Here is an 18,736-nt window from a genome sequence, read left to right as displayed (position 1 = left end):
GGGTGTTTTTGACAAGCGGGTGTATGTGGCGCTGCAACGCTGGATTTTTGGCTTTATGAAGCCAATTGTTTAATTTTTGTTGACTCGTTGCACAAAGAGAAGTTATCATATTAGTGAAATCACTTAAACGTTTAAGTTGACTGGAGGGGAAAGGCATGTCAAAACGATTTTTGATTTCCACATTGATGGCAGCTCTTTTCAGTATGTTCCTGCTCACGGCTTGTGGGTCACAGGATATGAATCTGCCTGCCACGCAAGAGCAAGGGAACGAAGAACAGCATAGCGCAACACAAGGGGGATTACAGCCAGAGCAAGGGGCTGAATTGCTTGTGTGGGAATCCAAAGGCCCAGAATTGGATTTTCTGAAAGCGGTCGCAGCCAATTTTGAACAAGAGTATGGAGTAAAAGTAAAGGTAGAGGCGGTTCCATCCATAGACTCCGTTACGAAGCTGACAACAGATGGGCCTGCTGGGATTGGGGCCGATGTCTTTTCAGCACCGCATGATCATTTAGGCAATGCCGTGATGGCAGGGCTTGTACTGCAAAATGATGTTTTTGACGAACATGCGAAAAATGAATTTATGTCCTCGGCGATTGAAGGAGTCAGTTATGAAGGTGTGCTCTATGGCTTTCCAACCGCAATTGACACGTATGCGCTGTATTACAATAAAAAATTGTTGAAGAAGGCTCCCGCAACCTATGATGAACTGATTCAATTTGCCGAAACGTATAACGATCCGAAAAATAAAAAATACGCCTTCATGTGGAATGTAGGCCAGCTGTATCAATCTTATTCTTTCCTGGCCGGTTACGGTGGATATGTATTTGGGAATGGGGGGGCGGATGCCAACGATATTGGCCTCAATAGCGAAAAGTCCGTTGCAGGAGCGAAATATTTGCAATCGCTAAAAAAAATACTGCCCATCAACATTAACGATATCAATGATAATATTATCACCGGTTTTTTCGTGGAAGGGAAAACAGCCGCTGTAATCAATGGACCATGGTTAATGACGGATTTGACTAATGCGAATATGGATTACGGGGTAGTTCCATTGCCTCTATTGCCTAATGGAGAACATCCAAACAGCATGTCAGGCATTAGAGCTCTGTATGTAAACTCGTACACTGAATATCCTGCTGCAGCGAAGCTGTTTGCGAGTTATGCAACAACGAAGAAGAATGGGACCAAGCGGTTTGAAATGACAACTCAGCTGCCTCCAAGAAAAGACATTATGGATGAACCGATCATTGCGGAAGATGCGAATGCGCTGGCGTTCATGGAACAAGCGAAGTATTCTACCCCAATGCCGTCCATACCTGAAATGGGAAATGTATGGGTGCCCGCAGGGGCTGCCTTGGCTGCGATGTGGAATGACAATCAAGAACCAAGCGTTGTCTTGAATAAAGCCGTAGAGCAAATTAAAACAGCAATGCAGACCAAAAAATAATAGAGGCAACTAAATAGTGCGTGTTCAAAAAGGGACTTATTGAACAACCTCTAATAGGCAGTCTAATAGGTACTCAAAAATTCGATTAAGGCGGTCTTCCGTATGGATGTAACAACAGGTGCGCGTCGGCATCGGACAAAAGCCGCTATTTTTTCCGCGGTATTTATAGGTTTGGGTCAACTTTACAACAAGCAATATACGAAGGGCCTGCTGTATATGATTATGGCCCAATTGTTCTTCTGGAACTACTATCCTATTGCTTATCAAGGGATTAAAGGGTTAGTCACGTTAGGCGATGTGCCTACCAAAATCGTAGCCGGTAATGTTATTAAAGGAGACCATTCCATTTTTATGCTGATACATGGTCTCATCACCTTGGTGCTTATTCTTTTGTTTGCAGGCTTCTATGCTATGAATATTTACGATGCCAAGAAAAACGGTGAGCTGAGGGACGAAGGAAGGCCTGTCCCGGGGTTTATCGAATCCGTAAGGCGCGCAAAATTACGCAATTTTCCTTACCTATTGCTGCTGCCCGCCACTTGCTTCGTGCTTTTCGTTACGGTGATGCCATTAGTTTTTAATGTGTTGATAGCATTTACGAACTATTCGGCGCCGAACCATATTCCTGACCGCTCATTAGTGGATTGGGTAGGGTTTAGAACGTTTTATGATTTATTTGCACAAGAGTCATGGCGCACGACCTTTTTTGGGATTTCCGTCTGGAATGTAATCTGGGCTGTAGCTTCTACGCTGTCTGTCTTTTTTAGCGGTCTCTTGTTGGCGCTGATGGTGAATCACCCTAAAATTAAATTCAAAAAATTTTGGCGGACCATCTTTATTTTGCCGTGGGCAGTCCCGCAGTTTATATCGATTTTGGTGTTCAGAGTGCTGTTGAACGGCTCGTTTGGCCCTGTGAACGATATAATCATAAAGCTCGGATTATCACCGGTGCCTTGGCTTTCCGATCCGACGATGGCGAAAGTCACGATTATTATCGTGAACTTATGGTTCTCGACTCCGTTCCTCATGGCGTTGATGTCAGGCGTGTTAACGACAATGCCGCGTGATCTGTACGAAGCGGCCTCTGTGGATGGCGCCACCGGATCGCAGAAGTTTTTCAAGCTCACCCTTCCGCTTGTGCTAGCGGCAACGGCACCAATATTGATTATGCAATTTGCTTTTAACTTCAATAACTTTAATTTGATTTACATGCTTACGGATGGCAGCCCGAATCATCCTGATTTCTATTACGCAGGCAGCACAGATATTTTGATCTCGTGGATTTTTAAGATGACATTGAATCAAAGCCAATTTAATATGGCTTCTGCCGTGTCGATTATTATGTTCGTCTTTATTACGGTATTTTCCTTGTGGAATTATAGACGGATGAAGATAACTCAAGAAGAGGATATGGTCTAAATGTCTAAATTACTAAACAACTTGGTCGTAATAGGCATTTACATGGTGTTTGCAGTGCTGCTGATTACGACGACATATCCGTTGATTTGGGTTGTCGGAACTTCGCTTAATCCGGGAAATACCCTTATGGTTAGCACGATGTTTCCTGACAAGCCCACGATCGCGCATTATGTTGATCTAATAAGAAACACCGATTTTGTGCTTTGGTTCACCAACACGATAACGATCGCCATTGCAAATGCGGTGTTGTCGACGGCGCTTGTGGCGGCGACGGCATATGCCTTCTCCCGGTTTCGCTTCAAAGGGAGACAGCAAGGATTGATGACGTTGTTAATATTGCAAATGTTTCCGGGCTTCTTATCGATCATGGCGATTTTTGTGCTGTTGCTGCAGACGAAGCTGCTGGATACGCATTTGGGTCTCATCCTCATTTATGCCGGCGGGTCCATCTCGATGGGGACATGGGTGATGAAAGGCCATTTCGATACAATCCCGAAAAGTCTGGAAGAAGCGGCTTATATCGATGGGGCAAGTCATACGGAGACGTTATTTAAAATTATTTTGCCATTATCATTACCGGCGATTACCTTTGTCGCATTGAATAGCTTTATTACGCCGTTTATGGATTTTATATTACCGCAAATTGTGCTGAGATCATCTGAAAAAATGACGTTGGCGCAAGGCTTGTATAATATGGTGGCCAATGAGACGAATTCAAGCTTTACGACGTTTGCTGCCGGTGCTGTCCTCGTGGCGCTGCCGATTACGTTCCTATATATGTACTTCCAAAAATATCTCATCCACGGAATCACGGCGGGTGCGGACAAAGGCTAAAAAAGGAGAAAATATGTCATGCAATTAGAAGCTATCTATCACAGACCCGGCAATTCATATTGCTATCCCTATGACGGCCACACGATTCATATTCGGCTGCGGACCAAAAAAGACGACCTCCAAGTTGTCAAAGCTCTCTATGGCGATAAGTATGATTGGGACAATACCGTTCGCGAAGCCGAGCTTCATAAGCTGGCTAGCGATGAGCTGTTCGATTATTGGCAGACGGAAGTCGATCCTCCGCACCTGCGGCTCAGATACGCGTTCGAATTGGTTGCGGGCGAGCAGACGGTTTGGTACACGGAGAAGGGGTTTTTCAAGGAAAAACCGACGGATCCGCTCCAATTTTTCGACTATCCATTTCTGTGGTCGAATGAGGTGCTGCAACCTCCTTCATGGGTGAAGGATGCAATTTTTTATCAGATTTTTCCCGATCGGTTCGCTAATGGGGATCAGACGAATGACCCTGATCAGGTTCGTCCGTGGGAAGATTCCAATCCAGGTCCGCAAGATTTTTATGGCGGCGACCTGCAAGGCGTATTGGACCATCTCGATTACATTAGCTCGCTTGGCGTCAACGCCATTTATTTCACACCTTTATTTGAAGCGAAGACCAATCATAAATACGATACGACCGATTATTTAAAGGTGGACCCGCAGTTCGGCGATACCGAATTGCTGAAAAAGCTGGTGAAAGCGTGTCATGACCGCGGTATTCGCGTCATTCTGGATGCGGTATTCAATCATTGCGGCTACTGGTTCGCTCCGTTCCAGGATGTGCTCAAGCAGGGAGAAGCATCGCGCTTCCGGGATTGGTTCCATATTAAGCAGTTCCCGCTTGCGCGTACGCCTAGACCTTCTTACCACTGCTTTGCGTTCGAATCCCATATGCCGAAGCTGAATACGGTACATCCGGAAGTCAGAGCATATTTGCTGGACGTTGCACAATATTGGATTAGAGAATGCGATATTGACGGATGGAGATTGGACGTTGCGAACGAGATCGACCACGAGTTCTGGCGAGAGTTCCGCAAAGCATGCAAGGGTGTAAAGCCAGACTTTTATATTTTGGGTGAGATTTGGCATGATGCGATGCCATGGCTGCAAGGCGATCAGTTTGACGCGGTGATGAATTATCCGGCCACCGAGGCCATCATTGATTTTTTTGCGAAGGGTACGATTGATGCGGAACAGTTCTCCTTTCAAGTGAATAAGCTCTTGGCCAACTATCCGCAGCAGGTCAACGAAGCAACCTTCACGGTTCTTGGAAGCCACGATACACCTAGATTGCTCACCGTTGCGCAGAATGACAAAAAAGCAATGCTAGCTGTATTATTTCAGTTTATCTTCCTCGGCGCTCCATGTATATATTATGGAGACGAAGTGGGGATGACGGGCGGGCCAGATCCGGATTGCAGGAAACCGATGGTGTGGGAAGAAAAGAAACAAAACCGGGAACTTCTTGATTTTTATCAAGAGCTGATTTCATTCCGCACCAACCATCGCGCACTGCAAGAAGGTTCCTTTCAAATTATATATGCGAACCATCGACAGCTTGTTGTACAAAGAAAGCATGCAAGCGAGCAACTGTACATTTGCTTTAATAATAGCGAGCAGGAGGAGACATTCTCCTTCGAATGGATGCAACAGGATACTGCACCTATAACGATGCTGGGCAACGGAACCTATACGATAGAGAAGGACGAGATTACGGTAAGTTTGCCTGCATTCGGCTGGATGATTGTAAGGAATTGAGACCGATAGAGCAGCTAAATTGACACGGAAAAGGCGGTATGCTTTAATTGACTTAAACGTTTAAGTTTAAGTGAGGTCGGATAAATATGAAAAAAACGACGATTAAAGATATCGCCAAAGAAGCTGGTGTATCCATAGCCACGGTATCCTATATTTTAAACGATGTGAAGACGCAATCCATTTCCGATGAAACACGTGTGAAAGTTCTTAAAGTGGCACAGCAGCTTAAGTATGTAACCAATCGGACGGCTCAATCTTTAAAAATCAAAAAGACCGGATTAATCGGCATTTTATTATTTAAAGACAACAAGCCAAGTCCTTGGTCTGATTTGAAATATGCCAAAACGATATACAGAATTGAGCAGCTATGCAGCGCGCTAGGCTACCATGTCATCTTGATGCAGATCGACAGCACGGCTCCATCTTATAAGGTCATTATGGAGAGAAATTTGGATGGCGTGTTTTTAATTAATGTGGACCAAGCGCGATTCTCAACGATTACTCCTTATTTCGGGTTCGGCATTCCCGTATTTGTCATAGACAGTTATATCGAAGATTCGCTCTTTCACAAGATTATGCCAAACATTGAAGCAAGCTTTCAATTCTCTCACACATTGCTCGGTGAGGATCCGCAATTTCTTATTATGGATTCATACAACAATGAAAAATGGATGGATGCAATCAAGCAGGCATCGGGTTTGTCCGAGGAGCGGATTTATGTTTATGAGAGTCTAAGCGGCATGCGCGCTTTTTCAGCACAATTTGACGGGCGCCCCGGTATCGTTATGAACGAATTTGTCGCCAATGAGGCAGCCAAAACCAATCAGAATATCATTGCATGGTGTACGTGCCATTGTCCGGAAATTCTGAGTGAAGATATGGCGAAGGTGTCATTCGATATGAGTGATTACACGGCAATTGTACATTTGATGGACAGTTACATTCATGATGTGGAATACGCAAACGAGGAGAAGTTTATATTATTGTCGGTCTCCTCGTAATTATTTGGTATGAGGAGAATGTCTAGTGGGTTCAGCACGGTTAATCGAAATCAACCAGTTTTATTCAAGCATCCTTGATAATACGAGAGATATGTTTATTTACTTGCCCCCTAGCTATGAAATGAATGAACAGCAGCGTTATCCTGTCCTCTATATGCATGATGGTCAGCATGTTTTCTGTGCGGATCATAAGGGAGAATCCTGGGACGTTCATAAAGCGGTAGACCAATTGGTGTCTGAAGGAAAGATGAAAGAGATTATTGTTGTCGCGATTTCCCATGTGGAAGATGCGAGGATTGCGGAATATATGCATGCGAATCCAGATGGACACAATGTGTTCCATACGGCCAATCAAGGCGAACTGTATGAACAATTTCTCGTTCATGAAGTCAAGCCCTTTATCGATCGGGAATACCGGACCTTAACGGGCAAAGAACATACGGCCTTGATGGGATCATCTGCTGGCGGATTAGTATCTTATAATATCGGTTTCCGTCAATCCGATACATTTGGCATGATAGGAGCGCTATGTCCTTTCTTTGTAAGTGTGAACCCGGACACGATGGAAGATAGATGGTTAAGCAACGTCTATACGGAGAAGAAGGATCTCAAAATTTGGATGGATGTAGGAGATTCCGAAGGCTTTACGGTCATGGAAAAGCATGTGCGGCAAGTGGTGGATGTGCTCATCAAAATCGGCTATGAGCCGGGGAATGATTTGATGTACTACTATGCAGTCGGCTCCGGTCATTCGCAGAAAGATTGGGCGGCCAGGGTACACGCGCCTCTTCTTTACTTTTTCGGAGATATCGGCAAGCCTGTTCATGTAGAACTGCGTGGGCCTGAGACAATAGGTATACAGGGGCCCAAGCGGACGTTGAACCCGGTTGTTCATTTTGATAGCGGCTTCGTCATGACGGATATAAACGCAACGTATAAAGTGGCCGATTCCGATGTTTTAGCGGTAACAGCAGACGGAACACTAATTCCGAAGGAAGCAGGGAAGACAACTGTATCCTATGACAATCATCATGTAACAGCTCGTGTGGACGTCACCGTAGTTCCGTATATTTCCGATACGGCCACAGTGAAGGTCTTCGTTAAGGTCCCGGAATTTACGCCTCGAACAGATAGGCTCTATGCCGGTATCGAATTGCCGATGATTGATGAAGGGCTTTATGGGGGAACGTTTGAGGTGCCGCGGGATATGTCCTTTGAATTTCGAATTTCCCGAGGCTTAGGCAAGCATGAAACCGATCGTCATGGCCAGGAAGTGCCTTATCGCAAATTTACGGTCGCGGATGGATTGGTCTTGCATTACGAAGTCGAGAATTGGGTGGATTTCATGGTGAGTAAAGGTGATGAATATGAAGCATAGGTCAAGCATATTGAGAATTGAAAATTTTCACTCCGGCTATCTGGATAACAAGCGGGAACTATTCGTATATCTTCCTCCCGGATATCATCATGACAAGAGCAAGCGGTATCCGGTATTGTACATGCATGATGGGCAAAATATTTTTCATCCAGCCTTCAACGGTTATTCATGGAATGTGCATGTCGCCGTCGATCAGCTGATTGCCGATCAGATCATCGAAGAAATCATTGTAGTCGGCATTCCCAATATGGGGCAGGAGCGGGCCGATGAATTCACCCATGACATGGAGGGCATTCTCCATCAAGCCGATAAAGTTCCGATTCGGCCGCGAGGGGAGCGGTATGAGCAATTTATCATCGATGAAGTGAAGCCTTATATCGATGCTGTGTTTCGTACGAAAACAGAGCCGGAGCATACCGCTTTAATGGGTTCCTCACGAGGGGGACAAGTCACGTACCATATTGGATTGCGCCGTCCCGACGTGTTCAGCATGCTTGGCATCGTTTCCCCGTATTTTTATTGCGTGGACCCAACGACTCAGGAAGAAGTGCCAATGTACCACTCTTTCGCTGCAAAACAGCCTATCGCTAAAATATGGATGGATCTGGGCAGCAGTGAAGGACTGTTGGTGATGGAAAAGCATGTGCGGGAAGTGGCCGAGAAGCTTCTGAACTTAGGTTATGAAGCAGACGACGAGCTTGTCTATCTCTATGAACCTGAAGCTGCTCATGTGGAAAAAGACTGGGCGGCAAGAGTGGCTGCGCCGCTCATCCACTTTTTTGGAAATAAGGGCAAGGCCTGTTCAATGACTCTGCACGGCAGTGAAGAGGTTGGAATCGTGGGTCCTCCATGCCGATTGAATCCAATTGTGGAGTTCGATACGGGGTTCAAGCTGTCTCTATTAAGAACGGCTTATCAAGTAGAGGACGAGCGCATCGCAGAAGTTCGGGACGATGGAACTATTATCCCCTTACAAGAGGGGGAAACCAAGGTAACGGTTCAATACGACGGCTTGGAAGCTGCGATAACGATTCGTGTCATCTCGGAAATCAAAGCACATATAACGCTCGATATCGTCGTTCATGTCCCGCCGAATACGCCTGAAGATATCAAGCTGTATGCGTGGTTTCCTTTGAACTACAACCCGAGCAACCACACGTATTCCAATCGGCTGCAAATCCCGCTGCATACGGAATGGGTATTCCAGGTCAGCCGCGAGGATGGAATCGTCGAGGTCGATGCAGCGGGGAACACGGTGGAGCGCCGATATAAAGCGTTAGTTGACTCAAAACTCGAAATTTGCGTAGAGCGTTGGTCTTAGATGATAGCATCGGGTTAACGTAACCCCAAAGATTTTGTATATTGGAAGGAAAGATAACAATGAAGAAACTAGTTACTGGATTCATATGCGGCGCGATCTTTTTCTCAGGAATTGCATTCGCTGCATCGAACTTTACGGCCAAAGTCGAAGAACATAAAATTTACATTAACGGACAAGAGAAAGCGCTGAGCGACAAGCCCGTGTCCATCGAGGGAAACCTCTATCTTCCGGTTCGGGAACTGGCCGATGCGATTGGATATCGCGTTGCCTTTGAAAATGGCGACATCAAGCTGACTTCTAAAAAGAAGGATGAGCAGAAAGAAAGTACCTCTTCCGGCAGTACCGATACGAAGTTTGACTTCCGAAAATTGCCTATTACACAAACCGTAAAGGATGTAGAGGTTACGGTTCATTCGGTAAGGCTCACAGAGGGGAAAACGGACTTCGAAATTACAATCAAAAACAACACGGCTGATGAAAATATTACACCTGTATTAGGCAATACCGAGGTAGGAGCAAACTATAGCATCGAGGGTAAATCGTATGAAACGGTGGGGATTTCTCCGGCAAATCCCGACTTTGAAGACGGGTCCATCAAGCCCAAGAAGGAAAAACATGGCTGGGTAAGCAATCAAGGCTTGGAGGACCGTGATGTTAAAAACTTGACGTTGAGTCTTTCCGTAAATGGAAAAAAGGAAAAGAGAACCTTTAAGTTTTACATTGACTGCAAAGATCTGAAATTCCGCACTCTCTAAAAAAAGGAACTGCGTTTTTTCGGCTTCTCTTTCATAATTGAGCATCACCCTGAATAAGATGGGATATCTACCTTTTACGTGTTACCCGAGCGGGGCATGAGTGAAAAGTGTAAACTTTTTGCTCATGCCTCTTTTGTGTTGCAGCAGTGTTCTGGAAATTATAGGATTAAAAAAAGGGGGTGAAGGACCAAAAACTTGTACTCAACCAAACCGATAACAAGATGATATGGAGGGACTATGAAGAAGACGATACAATTGAAAGCGATTTCGTTGCTGCTCAGTCTAATGGTTGCAATGACGACGACCTTGACCTTTGCCCAGCCGATGACAGCGCTGGCGAATTCCAGTGTGCAAGATGCAGCGGAAGATGCCGCATCAAGGCAGGAGGACACGCCTCCTGCAGTAGCAGTCCCAGATGTTCAGGATGGGCCGCCGCCAAGCGTCACGGATGCCGTCTATGACAAAGATGGCAATATGCTCCCGAGCGACTCTCCAGATGATGCATCCGCTGCGTTCAGCGGGACGAATCTAGCCTTGAACAAGCCGGTCTTTGCTTCTGGCAATGAAGTGGATTATCTTAATCCTGAATTAGCCGTAGATGGAAAGCCCAATACGAGATGGTCTTCTGCGAAGCAAGATGATCAATGGTTCTATGTTGACCTTGGAGAGCGGAAGGCTGTTGATCGCGTCGTCATTCGATGGCAGACACGGGCCGATACATACAAGATACTCGTATCTGATGACGGGGTGCAGTGGTCGAATGTGAAGGACAATGATGGCATGATCCAATGCAATGGAGGGATCGAGATCATTGATTTCACTCCGCGTCAAGCCAGATATGTGAAATTCCAGGGCGTGAAGCGGGCACCTGTCGATGGCATACTGTATGGCTACTCCTTTTATGAATTTGAGGTGTATCAATTGAATGACTTGCAATCCATCGTAGACAAAATAGCAGCAACATTGACGGTGCATGCCGGTCAGACGAAGCTGGATTGGTCTGCGGCTGAAGTGCCGAAGGGGTACCGCGTGGGCGTGTACGGCAGTGACCGATTGCCTGTCATTGATCGAGAGGGCAACATTCGCACGCCGTTGGTGGATGCCAAGGTGAATCTTCTCGTTCAGGTAGAGGATGTAAACGATTCGAATCGGAAGCTCCTGTCGGGAAATATCGCCGTGACGGTTCCAGGGCAGTACAAGCAGACCTCAGAACGAAATGCAGAGCCGGACGTCATTCCATCCTTGAGAGAATGGTATGGGGGCTCCGGCAATTATACACTGACCGAATCTTCGCGCATTGTCGTGAACCCGCAGGACGAGTCAGCGCTGCGCAAGGCAGCCGAATTGACACGCGAGGATCTGTTGGATCTTACGGGATACGAGCTTGAGATTGTCTATGGGCAACCGCAGCGTGGAGATCTGTACTTGTTGATAGACCCGTCACTAACGTGGCTTGGTGAGGAAGGCAATGTGTTTGAGGCAGGCGAGTATGTGTCGATTACCTCGGTGTCAGCGAAGGGGGCTTTCTTCGGTACGAGAACAGCGCTTCAGATCATCAAGCAGAACAAGGATCGAACCATCCCTCAGGGGGAAGCGAGAGACTATCCGAAGTACGAGAAGCGCGGACTGATGATCGATGTCGCTCGCAAGTTCTATACGATAAATTTCCTTAGAAGCTACGTAAAGCTGATGTCTTGGTACAAAATGAACATGTTCCAAATTCATTTGAACGATGATGTCGGCACGCCGTTTGCAGATGGAACGACGGCAGCTTACCGGCTGGAGAGCACCACATATCCGGGACTGGCCAGCCCGAACGGTTATTATACGAAGCAGGAATTCAAAGACCTTCAGCTTCTAGGCATGGATTATGGTGTCAACGTCATTCCGGAAATTGATACGCCAGGGCATTCCCGCGCATTTACCTCCTATGATCCTGCACTTGGGAACGAACGCTCCTTAGACATTTCCAAACCGGAAACCGTTGCTTTTGTGAAGAAATTGTTCGATGAATACTTGGATGGAAGTGATCCGACCTTCGTCGGGCCTGAAGTGCACATTGGTACGGATGAATATTGGGGACCGGATGTTGAAATTTTCCGGCGGTACATGGATACACTCGTGAAGCATATTAACGGCAAAGGCAAGCACCCGCATTTATGGGGCGGATTGACGGAATACAACGGATCGGCACCGGTAAGTAATGAAGCTACGATGGACATCTGGTATGAGCCTTATGGCGCGCCGCAGCAGGCGGTAGATCTCGGCTTCGACGTTCTTAACGTTCAGAATGTATTCCTGTATATCGTACCTACATTGTATGGGGAGTACTTGAATTCCCAGTTCCTGTACAATGAATGGGAGCCGATCAAATGGGAGACTGCGACGCTGCCATTCGGCCACCCGCGCGTGAAAGGAGGCATGTTCGCCTTATGGAACGATGTGTCTGATGCCAATGGCTTATCGATGGACGACTCGCATGAGCGGTTGCTGCCTGGGATCCAAGTCGTGTCGGAGAAGATGTGGACCGGCACGAGAGACGACAAGTCTTTCGAGCGGTATGTGAAGCGGGCGGAGGCCATTGGCGATGCGCCGAATGCGAATTTATCGCATAAGATCGTCGTAGATAATGAAGAGAATCGTGTCATTCAATATTTGTTCGAAGATCAATTCAAGGATCAATCAGGCAACGGATTTGACGGTGAGGGCGTCAACGTTGAAATGACAGAAGGGAAATACGACAAGGGTGTTCGCTTGAACGGAGGGAAGAGCTACATTGAGACACCGATCGTGGCGCTCGGATTCGGCTGGACCCTCTCGATGTGGGTGAAGCCGGACAAGAACAATCCGGATGACGCTGTGCTAATGGAGTCTCCTGCAGGAAAGTTGAAGCTCAAGCAGGGCAAGACGGGCAAGCTTGGATTTACGAAGGAACACTATGACAGCACATTCAATTACGTCGTTCCGGAAGACAAGTGGACGCATATCTTCCTGCGGGGTGACAGTAAAGGCGTTACGCTGTTCGTCAATGTGGATGAGTACGTGGAGCGGCTTGAGAACACTTATCCTCATCTGCAGACGCTGGTGCTGCCAACGCTCAAGATCGGCAGCGATACGAACGCATTCAAGGGTGTTCTGGATAATGTCATGATATACAATAAACCGATTGAGCTGCTTAGCAGTGATAATGTGGCGCTTCATAAAGCGACGGAGTCTTCCGCGACTGAGTTCCCATATTATTCATCTGACATGGCGGTAGATGGAGTTGTATCCATAAGCTCCAGATGGTCCAGCGCTTATGTGGACGATGCGTGGTTTATGGTTGACTTGGGTGAGTCGAAAGAAATCAACAAAGTCATTATCAAGTGGCAAGCAGGTGCAGAGAAATATCAGCTGCTCGTGTCTGATGACAAGCAGAACTGGACGAATGTGTCCGGTGATGGCGGAGTCATCACTTCCAAAGGCAACTTGGACATCATTACATTCGATCCGAAGGTTGCGCGATATGTCAAATTCCAAGGTGTGAAGCGGGCGACTGTCTTTGGTTACTCCTTCTTCGAGTTCGAAGTGTATCAGCCGGATGAGGTGAAGGAGTACCAGCAAGCAATTAAGGAAATGGAAGAAGCTCTGCTGAAATATAACGGAAGCAGCCGATTAAGAGCGCTGTTGCTGCAGGTTCTGAATCGTTATCCGAATGACGCGACCCGTCCGGTTCAACCAATCAAGGATCTGATTCAACAATGGAAGGACTCGGTCGTTCCGGGCAACAACGGCGGCGGGGGCCATGGAGGCAGTGGAAGCACAGGAGGCAGCAGCGGCGGCGGTGTGACTTCGACGGCCCCGGCTGTGGAGAAAGAAGGGCAGCTGACGCTGAAAGCGGGGCAGTCCGGGACATTCGGAATAGGCAATCAATTCAGCATATCCATTCCTGCCGGCGCCACGGACGAAGAACTGCGGCTGACGTTGCGGCAAGTGTCCAATCCGTCCTCTGTTGTCAGTGACAAGGCGATGCTCGCCAGTGAAGTGTACGAGGCGCTGTATGACGGACGCGCCTTCGCTAAGCCGGTGGCGGTTACGATGGCATTCGATGCCGGCAAGCTCGGACCGGCTCACAAGGCGTCGTTGTTCCAATATGATGAAGCGAACAAAGCGTGGAGCGAGGCAGGAGGCAGCGTAAGCGGACATTTCATTACCGCTGAGGTTAAGAAGCTCGGGATATTTGCCGTATTTGCCGTGGCGGATGATACGGATGATGCGGATGACGTGGCGGCCTATACGGACATAAGCGGTCATTGGGCGGAACAGGGCATACGCGCTGCGGCGCGGAAGGGGATCGTCGGCGGTTACCCGGACGGATCCTTCCAGCCCGATGTTGCGGTCACGAGAGCGGAATTCATCGTCATGCTGGCCAGGGCGATGCATTGGCAGAACGATGGCGTGGAGCTGAAGTATAAGGATGCAGCGAGCATTGGAGCATGGTCGAGCAAGGCGATTGCCCAAGCGGTCGAGGCGGGCATCGTGAACGGCTTCGCGGATGGCACGTTCCGTCCTAATGCGTCTATCAAGCGTCAGGAGATGACGGTCATCATCGCGCGGGCGCTGAAGCTGAGCGCGGAGAATGAGGCGGCCACAGCTTTTGCAGATGACCGGGATATTCCGGAGTGGGCACGAGGCGCTGTCGCTGCGGCGGTCAAAGTGGGAATTGTTGGCGGCCGGGGCAGCGGCAAGTTCGCGCCGCATGAGACGGCAACCCGGGCGGAATCGGCTGCGGTCATGATAAAAGCGGCGGAACGGTGAGACCATTGCATTGATAGCAATTGCAAAGCCCGTGTCCTCATGGATGCGGGCTTGCTGTCGCTAGGTCTCTTCCACTGGAAACATCTGGCGCCACAGGTTGTTCCCTGCCGGATGGAGAGAGACATTCAAAGTTCGATCTTTCTCTGATCGCTGAGGAAGTCCTGAACGGTATGGTTTTTCGTATCGAGTATGCTACCAAGCTATAATGTTAAATGGTAAAGATAATGGTAATGTTGTTATAGTGACTGTTATAGCGAAACGTAAGTATAGACAAACCATGAATAAGTTGCAGAAAGGACGAAACACTTTTTGAGTGTTCGTCTTTTTTTGATGTTGACATTTTCACAAAATGGATAATGAGTTAAGAAATGTTTACTCTTCGTGAAAGTGGTGGTAAAATATAGGTGGTCAATAAAGATAAGGAGGGCTGATATTGGAAGTAGCAGTCGTTAAAACAATCGGGGAACTCATACGTGATACAAGACGCTCACTAGATATAACACTAACACAGTTATCTGAGTTGTCAGGCATTCCTAAAGGGACGATATCAAGAATTGAGAATGGTGATGTCAAACGACCAGAATTTCAGACCGTACATCCACTGGCAACGGCGTTGAAGATATCCTTTGAAACACTGATCGATTATTACGTTGAAGTCGAAAAAAGATCAGAACATTTAATGCGCATCTATCAGGCAACAATCCGTCAATGCAGTGATGTCGAGTTAATTCGAAAGGTTGCAACCAAGTACCTTGAATCATCGAATGAAGACAGCTTAGATTTAACAGAAAAGCTTTATCGAACGATTGACTCCATCGAGGACACCTCCATTCAATTATCTTTGTTTAACCTCATCATTGACTACGCGCGTGCGCATGGAATCATGCCATTCATTGCAAAAGGTATGTACCAACGATACCTTGTTGAACGTAATGATTTTAGTAAATTGAAAGAAACCTACTACAGCGGAAAGTATGTTCTTCATTACGTCGATTTCTTGCCACAAAATGAACAGATTGAGTTACACTACAAATTAGGGATTCATGCTTACAATTTGAGGTTATATAGTGAAAGCATTGACCACTGCACGAGAGTAATTATGGAAGACAACGGCGAAAGCCCCTACAAAGTAAATGCGATAGGAGTCCTCAGAGATGCGCATTTTAGTACTGGGGAATACAAAGAGGCTGAATTGTATTCTACACAGTACAAGCAATTCAATCACCCACATACCAGAGAGAATAGTGTTCTAATGGACGCACTATTGAATGCCAAGAAGGGTAATGTCGAGCAAGCCATTGAACAGCTCTTAACATTCCTTGAGACTTGTAGTGAAGTTTCCTCCATACCTGCAACCAGACAGCTCCTTCAATTGTACTTAAAGCAAAACGATCTTAAAAGCGCGAAAGATCAACTAGAAACTAGCAAAATAAACCCATCCGTACTAGACAAGAGCAACCCTCTAATTTGTTCTAGATATGCCGACTACCTCCAAGTTAAAGGGGAATGCTATTTAGCATTAGAGGACTATGAAAAATGCATAGCTCATATGGTGGATGGGGCTTCATACTACTCCAAAGTCAACGATACATTCAAAGAAAAAGATTGCCTTAGCACGGTTATGCGTATCCACTTAGAGCATAATGTCTCCCCGCAGCCTACATTTGAAAAGTTAAGCACTTACTACATTAAAAGCGCTAAAGAAATGGAGGGTTAAGCATGAAGAACTTAATCAAAAAACTATATTTTAAATCCCTTCTTTACGCAGTTATATTTGTAACAACGGCGGCGTCTTTCTCTGGTGACTCTGGGAGTATTCACCCTTGGTAGTAACAGTAGTAGTAGCACCTTAAAGGTGCTTCTTTTTTATTTCACCGTTTCTTTTTTTAACTATTTTCTAGAATATATGAAACATATCATATTTGTTATGTTACTTTTAGATTCACATGATTTTGACACGATGAAATATATTTTTACATATATAATGAAAAATGGTTGTATTCAAAATGTAAGGGTACTCTTTTAAATCACCTTAGAAATAGATGATGTATCATTACATCAATGTTGCACATATAGTAATCGTGATGCAAAGTCCGACTCATGTACAAGAGTAATCTTCGCCAATAAAGACGATTTTTCAAAACGAGTCATTAATGCAGTTCCAATTATGAACAACTATATTGCAGTTGGTAAAGACAAATTTAGCATTGATTCTAATGCTAAAAATGTATTGGGGCTGACATATATGCTCACTACGAAAAAGGGATCAACAACCTCAATGACGCAGTTAGCCAAGGTTATATTATTGTAGAGAATGGGCAAGTCAGAGTGCCAGAGCAAAGTGGATTCCAAACTAACCTTTCAAGCAATGCATATTGGTGGGGAGTTGCTATTACCTTCAGTGATTCCGAAACAAAGGTACATGCTCATGCAATGAGACAATCAGGTAATACAGCAGCTTTACTTGCCGCTATTACTGCATTTATTCCGGGAGGATGGCTTGCATCCGTAACAGGCGCTTTTTGGGGGCGGGCAGGAAACTCAATCGCTAATGATTTTGATTACAAGAACCGCGGGAATGGCATAACGCTTAACATTCATTGGTTGCCAGTCATTTACTATGAGGTTACAACAAACTCGTAAGCGCAATTCAAACGTAGAGGAGGAGAGTTATGGAACTCAGTCAAATCGAAGCGTTATTAATCACCATTTCTTTTCTTACTCTGTACACATTAATCGTCGTTCTAGGAATTCACTTCATCTTTAGAAAGAACATTTTGGTAAGGAATTATGTTTTCTTGGGGCTTGTGGCATTAGGTGTTCTGACATCGTATTACAACACTATTTTCAAGAATAGCGATAATTGGATTCAATCTGTACTCTTTACAATCATATTTATTGGTCTTTCTCGACAACAATGGATTTACAGAAAAAAGATGCAAAAATAATACAGCATTAAGATCAAATCCATAAAAAGAACGCCTTCGGGTGTTCTTTTTACATTTTGTTTCTTTAAAACCTAATTTTTGTATTCACCGAAACGAATTATATACTTATTGCAACTGGTAGTAGACCTGCCGCTATAAGTTAAGTTGTTATGCGGAGGTGAGTTCTATTGTATCCAACTATGACGCGTCACTAGATGCACTGTTGTCAAAATTCGCGGATTAAGATAGCAACTTTTGAGAACTGCGGTTGATAAAGGTCTCACTGCCGACGAAGTTGTTAGACCAAGAACTGGATATCTAAAAAATTTCGAATAAACACGAACGTTAATTGAATACCGGCTAGTTAGTTGGACTTGGACTCCTATCGCATCGGGCATCGTTATTCTACTGTCCACAGCCTTGCTCAAGTCCAAGCGTGCGATACAGCGGATAGACAAAGAACTTGGGGTTTCGTGACGAGTTGAGGGAGAGAAGAATGACTAAAGGAATGAATGCAATACATGCGGGCTGGCTGTTGCTTGATTCCTGTGCTGTCTACCTTTATATTTCCAGATAAACAGCAGCTATACGCTACCTTAGGTTTTTTTCTACTCTATGTAGCGTTCGCACAAATCGGATTGAATGTGATTCCTTCTGTTGTATTAACGAGCAACAAAAAGCTTTCGTGGGTGTCCGTATTCAAGTTCCGTAAGGTGACTTGGCGAACGATGCTGCTAAGTATACTGATATATGCGCTCAGTCAGATTTTCATGTTGTTTATTCATCAAGCGACCGAAATCGTATCAGCAGCTCTTGGGAGAACGTATCAGGTATCGATTTATCCGATAGCAACTGACATCATGTCCCTAGCTTTGCTCATCGTAGCGATTGGTGTAATTCCGCCGATATGTGAGGAACTGTTGTTCAGAGGGGTGCTATTGACTGGATACGAACAAAAGGGGAAATGGTTCGCCCTCTTTTACAACAATCCATATCGGCTGGTGGAGCTGTGGTCTACTAGGAGCAGCGTCCATCCCCGCGCTGTATATTTGCTGGTTCCTGCTGCGGAAGATTGATAAGATTGAGCGGGTGCGTCAC

General features: G+C 45.9%; 12 protein-coding genes. All 12 read left to right on the top strand.

Going from position 1 to position 18,736, the window contains the following annotated elements; all coding sequences use genetic code 11:
- The first annotated feature begins 155 nt into the window (after positions 1 to 155).
- The 12 genes from M3650_RS05230 (at position 156) to M3650_RS05175 (ending at position 18,714) form a co-directional block, all read left to right on the top strand.
- The gene (locus M3650_RS05230) at positions 156 to 1,451 is read left to right on the top strand and encodes a sugar ABC transporter substrate-binding protein (protein WP_251572993.1); all 1,296 of its coding nucleotides are present in this window, start codon (positions 156 to 158) and stop codon (positions 1,449 to 1,451) included.
- A 102-nt stretch (positions 1,452 to 1,553) separates the two neighbouring features.
- Complete coding sequence (locus M3650_RS05225) at positions 1,554 to 2,870, top strand: sugar ABC transporter permease (protein ID WP_251572991.1); 1,317 nt, start codon at positions 1,554 to 1,556, stop codon at positions 2,868 to 2,870.
- On the top strand, positions 2,871 to 3,704 hold the full coding sequence (locus tag M3650_RS05220) for a sugar ABC transporter permease (RefSeq protein ID WP_251572990.1): 834 nt from the start codon (positions 2,871 to 2,873) through the stop codon (positions 3,702 to 3,704). It abuts the gene before it with no gap.
- An 18-nt stretch (positions 3,705 to 3,722) separates the two neighbouring features.
- Positions 3,723 to 5,459, top strand: coding sequence for an alpha-glycosidase (locus M3650_RS05215; RefSeq protein ID WP_251572988.1), 1,737 nt, complete (start codon positions 3,723 to 3,725; stop codon positions 5,457 to 5,459).
- Positions 5,460 to 5,545: 86 nt separating this feature from the next.
- Positions 5,546 to 6,460, top strand: a complete 915-nt coding sequence (locus M3650_RS05210; protein WP_233698344.1) for a LacI family DNA-binding transcriptional regulator — start codon at positions 5,546 to 5,548, stop codon at positions 6,458 to 6,460.
- A 25-nt stretch (positions 6,461 to 6,485) separates the two neighbouring features.
- Positions 6,486 to 7,838, top strand: a complete 1,353-nt coding sequence (locus M3650_RS05205) for an alpha/beta hydrolase (RefSeq protein WP_251572986.1) — start codon at positions 6,486 to 6,488, stop codon at positions 7,836 to 7,838.
- A 10-nt stretch (positions 7,839 to 7,848) separates the two neighbouring features.
- Complete coding sequence (locus M3650_RS05200) at positions 7,849 to 9,159, top strand: alpha/beta hydrolase (RefSeq protein WP_311295025.1); 1,311 nt, start codon at positions 7,849 to 7,851, stop codon at positions 9,157 to 9,159.
- Between the two features lie 59 nt (positions 9,160 to 9,218).
- On the top strand, positions 9,219 to 9,914 hold the full coding sequence (locus M3650_RS05195; protein ID WP_251572981.1) for a stalk domain-containing protein: 696 nt from the start codon (positions 9,219 to 9,221) through the stop codon (positions 9,912 to 9,914).
- Positions 9,915 to 10,151: 237 nt separating this feature from the next.
- Positions 10,152 to 14,711, top strand: coding sequence for a discoidin domain-containing protein (locus M3650_RS05190; RefSeq protein WP_251572979.1), 4,560 nt, complete (start codon positions 10,152 to 10,154; stop codon positions 14,709 to 14,711).
- A 433-nt stretch (positions 14,712 to 15,144) separates the two neighbouring features.
- Positions 15,145 to 16,428 carry a helix-turn-helix domain-containing protein gene (locus M3650_RS05185; RefSeq protein WP_251572977.1) on the top strand — a complete coding sequence of 428 codons (1,284 nt, stop codon included), beginning with the start codon at positions 15,145 to 15,147 and terminating at the stop codon, positions 16,426 to 16,428.
- 611 nt (positions 16,429 to 17,039) lie between these two features.
- Complete coding sequence (locus M3650_RS05180; protein WP_251572975.1) at positions 17,040 to 17,354, top strand: hypothetical protein; 315 nt, start codon at positions 17,040 to 17,042, stop codon at positions 17,352 to 17,354.
- A gap of 832 nt (positions 17,355 to 18,186) precedes the next feature.
- A complete protein-coding gene (locus M3650_RS05175) occupies positions 18,187 to 18,714 on the top strand; it encodes a CPBP family glutamic-type intramembrane protease (protein ID WP_369011096.1) in 528 nt (175 codons plus the stop codon).
- Positions 18,715 to 18,736 lie beyond the last annotated feature (22 nt).

Source organism: Paenibacillus sp. MER TA 81-3, from assembly GCF_023713585.1.
Classification (GTDB): domain Bacteria; phylum Bacillota; class Bacilli; order Paenibacillales; family Paenibacillaceae; genus Paenibacillus_B; species Paenibacillus_B profundus.
This window is presented reverse-complemented; position numbering and strand designations above follow the sequence as displayed.